General features: G+C 66.2%; 5 protein-coding genes. 3 read left to right on the forward strand and 2 right to left on the reverse strand.

Going from position 1 to position 5,371, the window contains the following annotated elements:
- Together BIS11_RS10075 and BIS11_RS10080 are read right to left on the reverse strand one after the other, a co-directional pair.
- Positions 1 to 251 (reverse strand): transaldolase family protein (locus BIS11_RS10075; RefSeq protein WP_301286441.1); only part of this gene is annotated, 251 nt, incomplete at its 3' end.
- Positions 252 to 276: 25 nt separating this feature from the next.
- Positions 277 to 1,920: a methyl-accepting chemotaxis protein gene (locus tag BIS11_RS10080; protein ID WP_253424439.1), complete on the reverse strand. Its 1,644-nt coding sequence runs from the start codon at positions 1,918 to 1,920 to the stop codon at positions 277 to 279.
- 235 nt (positions 1,921 to 2,155) lie between these two features.
- Here BIS11_RS10080 and BIS11_RS10085 point away from each other — a divergent pair, with 235 nt between their 5' ends.
- From BIS11_RS10085 to BIS11_RS10095, 3 genes are all read left to right on the forward strand, one after another.
- Positions 2,156 to 3,172 carry a substrate-binding domain-containing protein gene (locus tag BIS11_RS10085; protein ID WP_253424435.1) on the forward strand — a complete coding sequence of 339 codons (1,017 nt, stop codon included), beginning with the start codon at positions 2,156 to 2,158 and terminating at the stop codon, positions 3,170 to 3,172.
- A gap of 99 nt (positions 3,173 to 3,271) precedes the next feature.
- The gene (gene pstC, locus BIS11_RS10090; RefSeq protein WP_253424432.1) at positions 3,272 to 4,651 is read left to right on the forward strand and encodes a phosphate ABC transporter permease subunit PstC; all 1,380 of its coding nucleotides are present in this window, start codon (positions 3,272 to 3,274) and stop codon (positions 4,649 to 4,651) included.
- Positions 4,652 to 4,657: 6 nt separating this feature from the next.
- The coding region (locus tag BIS11_RS10095; RefSeq protein WP_253586002.1) for a DUF3333 domain-containing protein at positions 4,658 to 5,371 on the forward strand (714 nt) is incomplete at its 3' end.

Consider the following 5,371-nt stretch of genomic DNA (forward strand, 5'->3'; position numbering starts at 1 on the left):
CCCGGCACCAGCTCGCTGATCTCGCAGCCGATGTCCACCGCGACGCGATCCACCGCCTCGTCGATGTCCGCGCTTTCGCGGGCGATCGCCGCCAGCCGTGCGCGGCGATCCTCCTGCTGGGCGGCCTGGAGGATCAGCGACGGGTTGGTGGTGGCGTCTTCCGGGCGAAAGCGGCGGATCGCCTCGAGATCGCCGGTATCCGCCACGACCTTGGTCATGCTCTTGAGCTGGGAAAGTAGGCTTTGGCTCATGCAGGGCTCCTTGTTCGAGATGGTTCTACTCTAGCAAGGCTTGGGGGCTGTGAATATCGCCCGGCGCGGATTGCCGCGCAGCCGGGTCGTGGCGCCAGGCGAAGGCCGCCGGAGCGGCGCTTTCGATCTTGAACCGCCCGGCGACCTCCCTGAGCTGCTCGGCGACCTTCTCGAGCGCCAGCGCTTCGCGGGCGCTGCTCTCCACCTGGGCGCCGTTGTCGCGGTTGACGCGGGTCTGCTCGGCCAGGGTGGCGTTGAGGTTCTCGATATGGCGGTGCTGCTCCTGGGCGGCATCGGCAATATGCGCCATCAGGCCGTTGGCGCGGTCGGTGGTCGCGGCGATCTCGCGCATGGTATCGCCGGCCTTTTCCGACAGCGCATGGCCCTGCTGAATGTTCTTCGTGGAATCGGCCAGAAGCGTCTTGATCTCTTGCGCGGCTTCTGCGCTTCGCGTGGCCAGCTGACGCACTTCCTCGGCCACCACCGCGAAGCCCCTGCCGTTGGCACCGGCGCGCGCCGCTTCCACCGAGGCATTGAGTGCCAGGATGTTGGTCTGAAAGGCGATGGCGTCGATGGTGCCGACGATGCCGTCGACCTCACGGGCACGGGCGTGGATATGTTCCATGGTGTCGAGGAAAGCCCCCATCACCTGACTGCCCTCGCCGGTCTGGGCGGTGGCGGTGGCCGTGAGGTTCGAGGCATTCACCGCATGGTCGGCGGTGGAGGCGGTATGCGTGGTCAGCTCGTCGAGGTGGGTCGTGGTGGACTCGTGAAAGGCATGCTGAGCACGGGTGCGAATCGCCAGCTCCTCGTTGCCCAGTGCCAGGCGCTGGGCGCTGTCGAACATCGCCAGGCTCTGCTCGTGCAGGCTCGCCACGGTGGCGGTGAACGAGCATCGCATGCTCTCGAGCTCCTGGTAGAGCTGGCCGATCTCGTTGCTGCCCGGCCGGGTGATCTCGCCGCTCAGATCTCCCTGGGCGAGCGTGCGCAGATGGCGAACCAGGGTCTTAATCGGGCGCAGGAAGTGGCGCTGGCCGATCAGCGCGATCGCCGCCAGCACGCCCAGCGCCACAACGATCCCCGCGAGCAGCCCCTGACCGAGGATGAGGGCGCGCTGCTGGGCGCTCGCCAGAAGCGCGGTGCCCTGACGGTCCGCCTGTTCGTAGAAGCCGCGAGCCACCTCGGTGAAGGCCTGGCTGAGCGTCAGCGCCTCGGCGGTGAGCTCGCGGTAACCGCCGCGGTCGCCGGTGCGCACCGCGTCGAGCTGACGTCCGAGCGCTTCGATCAAGGCCGTGGCGCGGGCGTTGATCTCGTCGCGCTCCGGATGATTAACGGTGGCGTCGAGAAAGCTCGCCAGGGCGCTGCGCATCTCGTCTATCTCGCGCTCGACGGCGGCGAGCGCCTCGACCGGGTCGCCCAGCGACGGGCGCAGCTGGCGCTCGAGCGCCCGATCGAGGCGGTGCAGCCCTTCGAGCCCGGCGATGTGCAGCCGGTTGAGCGACGAGGCCTGCTGCACGTTGACGCGCTCGAGCAGCGCCAGGTCGCGCTGGCCCTGTTCGATCACGCTCCAGGCGAGCAGGGCGAAGGCCAGCACGCACATCGTGACCAGCGACAGCGCCACGACGGCCAGCGTACGAAGAGAAAGATGGGAAAGCGGCGGTGTGATCATGGGAGCTCGAAAGTGCAGTGAGGAAGGCTTTCGAGGGTAAGCGGCGTTTGTTGCAGTTTTCTTGTGCGCGGCGCAATAAGGCGCCATGCGCGCCCCCACGACGAAAAAAGGCGCATCGAACGGCGCTGTCATATTTTTGCAATCATCGCGCGGCAGACTCCTCGGTGTCGAAGGCCAGAAGGCCACCGCTTCCAGCGTAAGAGGGCTGGATTTCACACTCGAGGGGAATGCGACGATGAATGTCACCAAGAAGACGCTTAGTGTTGCCGTAGTAGCTGCGCTCGCCACCGGCGCCAGCGCCGCCGCCATGGCCCGCGATACCATCCAGATCGCGGGTTCTTCGACCGTTTTGCCGTTTGCCAGTATCGTCGCCGAGGAGTTCGGCAACACCTATTCCCAGTTCAACACGCCGGTCGTCGGTTCCGGCGGCTCCAGCGGCGGCCTGCGCCAGTTCTGCCAGGGCGTGGGCGAGAACACCATCGACATCGCCAACGCCTCGCGCCCGATCCGTTCGAGCGAAGTGGAGAGCTGTGGCGAGAATGGCGTCAACGAGATCATCGAGGTGAAGTTCGGCTACGACGGTATCGTGTTCGCCTCGCGCCTGGACCAGAACGAGTTCGCGCTGACGCCGGAGTTCGTCTTCAAGGCCGCCGCCGCCCAGGTGCCGCAGGATGGCCAACTGGTCGACAACCCCTACACCAACTGGTCGCAGATCGACGACAGCCTGCCGGATCAGGAGATCACGCTGGTGATCCCGGCCTCCAACCACGGTACCCGTGAAGTCTTCGAAGAGCGCGTGATCCACCCGGGCTGCGAAAGCGTGGGCGAGATCGAGGACGACGCCTGCAACAACCTGCGCGGCGATGGCCGTATCGTCGAGATCGCCGGTGACTACACCGAGACCCTGGCGCGCCTGGATGCCCAGGACAACGCCGTGGGCGTGTTCGGCCTGAGCTTCTACGACCAGAACCGCGACCGCCTGCAGGTGGCGACCATGGACGGCGTGACGCCGAGCCTCGAGACCATCGGTTCCGGCGAGTACCCGGTATCGCGTCCGCTCTACTTCTACGTCAAGGGCGAGCACCTGGACGTGATCCCGGGCCTTGCCGAGTACACCGAGTACTTCCTCAACGACATGATCTCCGGCTTCGGCAGCCCCCTGGAAGACGCCGGCTTGATTCCGATGGACGAAGGCGAGCGTGCCGACGTGCTCGAGAACTTCGAATCCCGCACCGTGGTCAGCGCCGAGTAATCCGGCTCTCGCCGAACCTCGAGCGTCAAGCCAAGATCGCGCCGACATCAACGTGCTTGATGTCGGCGTTTAAATATTGAGTCAAAAGGCGAAGACATAATGAGCAATCTTGCCTTGATAGCCATGCTCTTGATGCTGATGGCCTTGGCATATCACCTGGGCCTGACGCGCAGTCGCGCGGTGGCTTCCGGTCGCGACGTGCGCCTGCACTCCCGCCCCGGCTACTACGGTACGCTGGTGGCGCTGTGGTGCGGCCTGCCGGCGTTCGCCCTGTTCCTGCTGTGGTCTATCTTCGCCGCCCAGCTCATCGATACCCTGGTTCTCCAGCAGCTGCCGGCGGATCTGGTGGGGTCGCTGAGCGATCGCGAGCTGCAGACCCTGATGCGGCGCATCGCGGCGCTGGCCGACGGGCGCGGCGTCGCCGGTGGCGGAAGCCCCGAAGAGCTCGCCGCTGCCGCCCATATGGCGCGGCTCGAGACCATCGGCCAATTGAGCCTCGCGGCAGTGACGGCGGTGGTGGCGGTGATCGGGCTGGTCTTCGCCCGGCGGCGCATCTCGCCCCACTGGCAGGCGCGCAACCACGTCGAGCGCGTCATCACCATCGCCCTCGGGGCGAGTTCCGCCATCGCGATCTTCACCACCATCGGCATCGTGCTGTCGATGCTCGGCGAGGCGCTGCGCTTTTTCAGTTTCATCCATCCCGCCGACTTCTTCTTCGGCACGGTGTGGAACCCGCGCTTCAGCTCCGCAGGTGCCGGCGCCCAGGGCCAGTTCGGTCTGCTGCCGCTTCTGTGGGGCACCCTGATGGTCAGCGTCATCGCGCTGCTGGTGGCGATTCCGGTCGGTTTGATGACCGCGATCTACATGGCGGAGTACGCCTCGCCCTGGCTCAGAAGCGTCGCCAAGCCGATCATCGAGATCCTCGCGGGCATTCCCACCATCGTCTACGGGTTCTTCGCGCTGACCGTGATCGGGCCATTCCTGTCGATGCTCGGTGATCTGGTCGGCATCAACATCCGCACCACCAGCGCGATGACCGCGGGGATCGCCATGGGCATCATGATCATCCCGTTCGTTTCGTCGCTGTCCGACGACATCATCACCCAGGTGCCGAAGTCGCTGCGCGACGGGGCGCTGGGGCTCGGCGCCACCAAGTCGGAAACCATCCGCCAGGTGGTGCTGCCGGCGGCGCTCCCCGGCATCGTCGGGGCCTTTCTGCTGGCCGCCAGCCGGGCGATCGGCGAGACCATGATCGTGGTGCTCGCGGCGGGCAACAACCCGGTGCTGCACGCCAATCCCTTCGAAGCGGTGTCGACCATCACCGTGACCATCGTCAACCAGCTGACCGGCGACATGGATTTCGCCAGCCCGCAGTCGCTGGTGGCCTTCGCCCTGGGCCTGACGCTGTTCGTGATCACGCTGGGGCTGAACGTCATCGCCCTGGTGGTGGTGCGCAAATACCGCCAGCAATACGAGTAAGTGACCATGACCCTATCGATTGAGCAGCGCCGCGAGCACCGCCTGACCACGATTGAGAAGTCGCTGGCGCGACGGCACCGCAAGGAGAATGGCTTTCGCCGACTGGGGCTTGCCGCCGTGCTGGTCGGGCTCACGCTGGTGACGATCCTGTTCGCCAGCATCCTCACCAAGGGCATTCCCGCCTTCTGGCAGGCCACGCTCTACACCGAGATCCATTTCGACCCCGAGGTGATCGACCTGCCGCCGGCGCCGGTGCGCGAGGCCGGCGAAACCCCGTACGCCTTCAACGAGCGCCATACCCAGTGGATGACCCAGGCGGGGCTGGTGAACTGGCAGTCGCTGATCGACGCCTCCCTCGAGCGTGCGCTGGGCGAGGAGGTCGAGCCGCGCCAGCTGCGTGATCTGCGCGCACTGGTCGCCTCCGGCGAGCGCTATGCGCTGCGCGACCGCTTCATCGCCGATCCTTCGCTCCTGGGGGACACGGTGACGATCAAGATGCTCGCCGGCGCCGACGTCGACGTCTGGGTGAAGGGCAACATCGACCGCGACCTGCCGGATGCCCGCCAGCAGCTAAGCCCCCAGTCGCGCGCCTGGATCGACGTTCTGCAGGACGAGGACGTGCTGCGCCAGTCCTTCAGCACCTCGCTGTTCGTCAATACCGACTCGCGCAGCTCGCTGGCCTCGGCGGGGCTCGCCGGCGCCTTCATGGGGTCGCTGTTC

Source organism: Halomonas sp. 707D4 (assembly GCF_024158685.1).
In the GTDB taxonomy this organism is placed as follows: Bacteria; Pseudomonadota; Gammaproteobacteria; order Pseudomonadales; family Halomonadaceae; genus Vreelandella.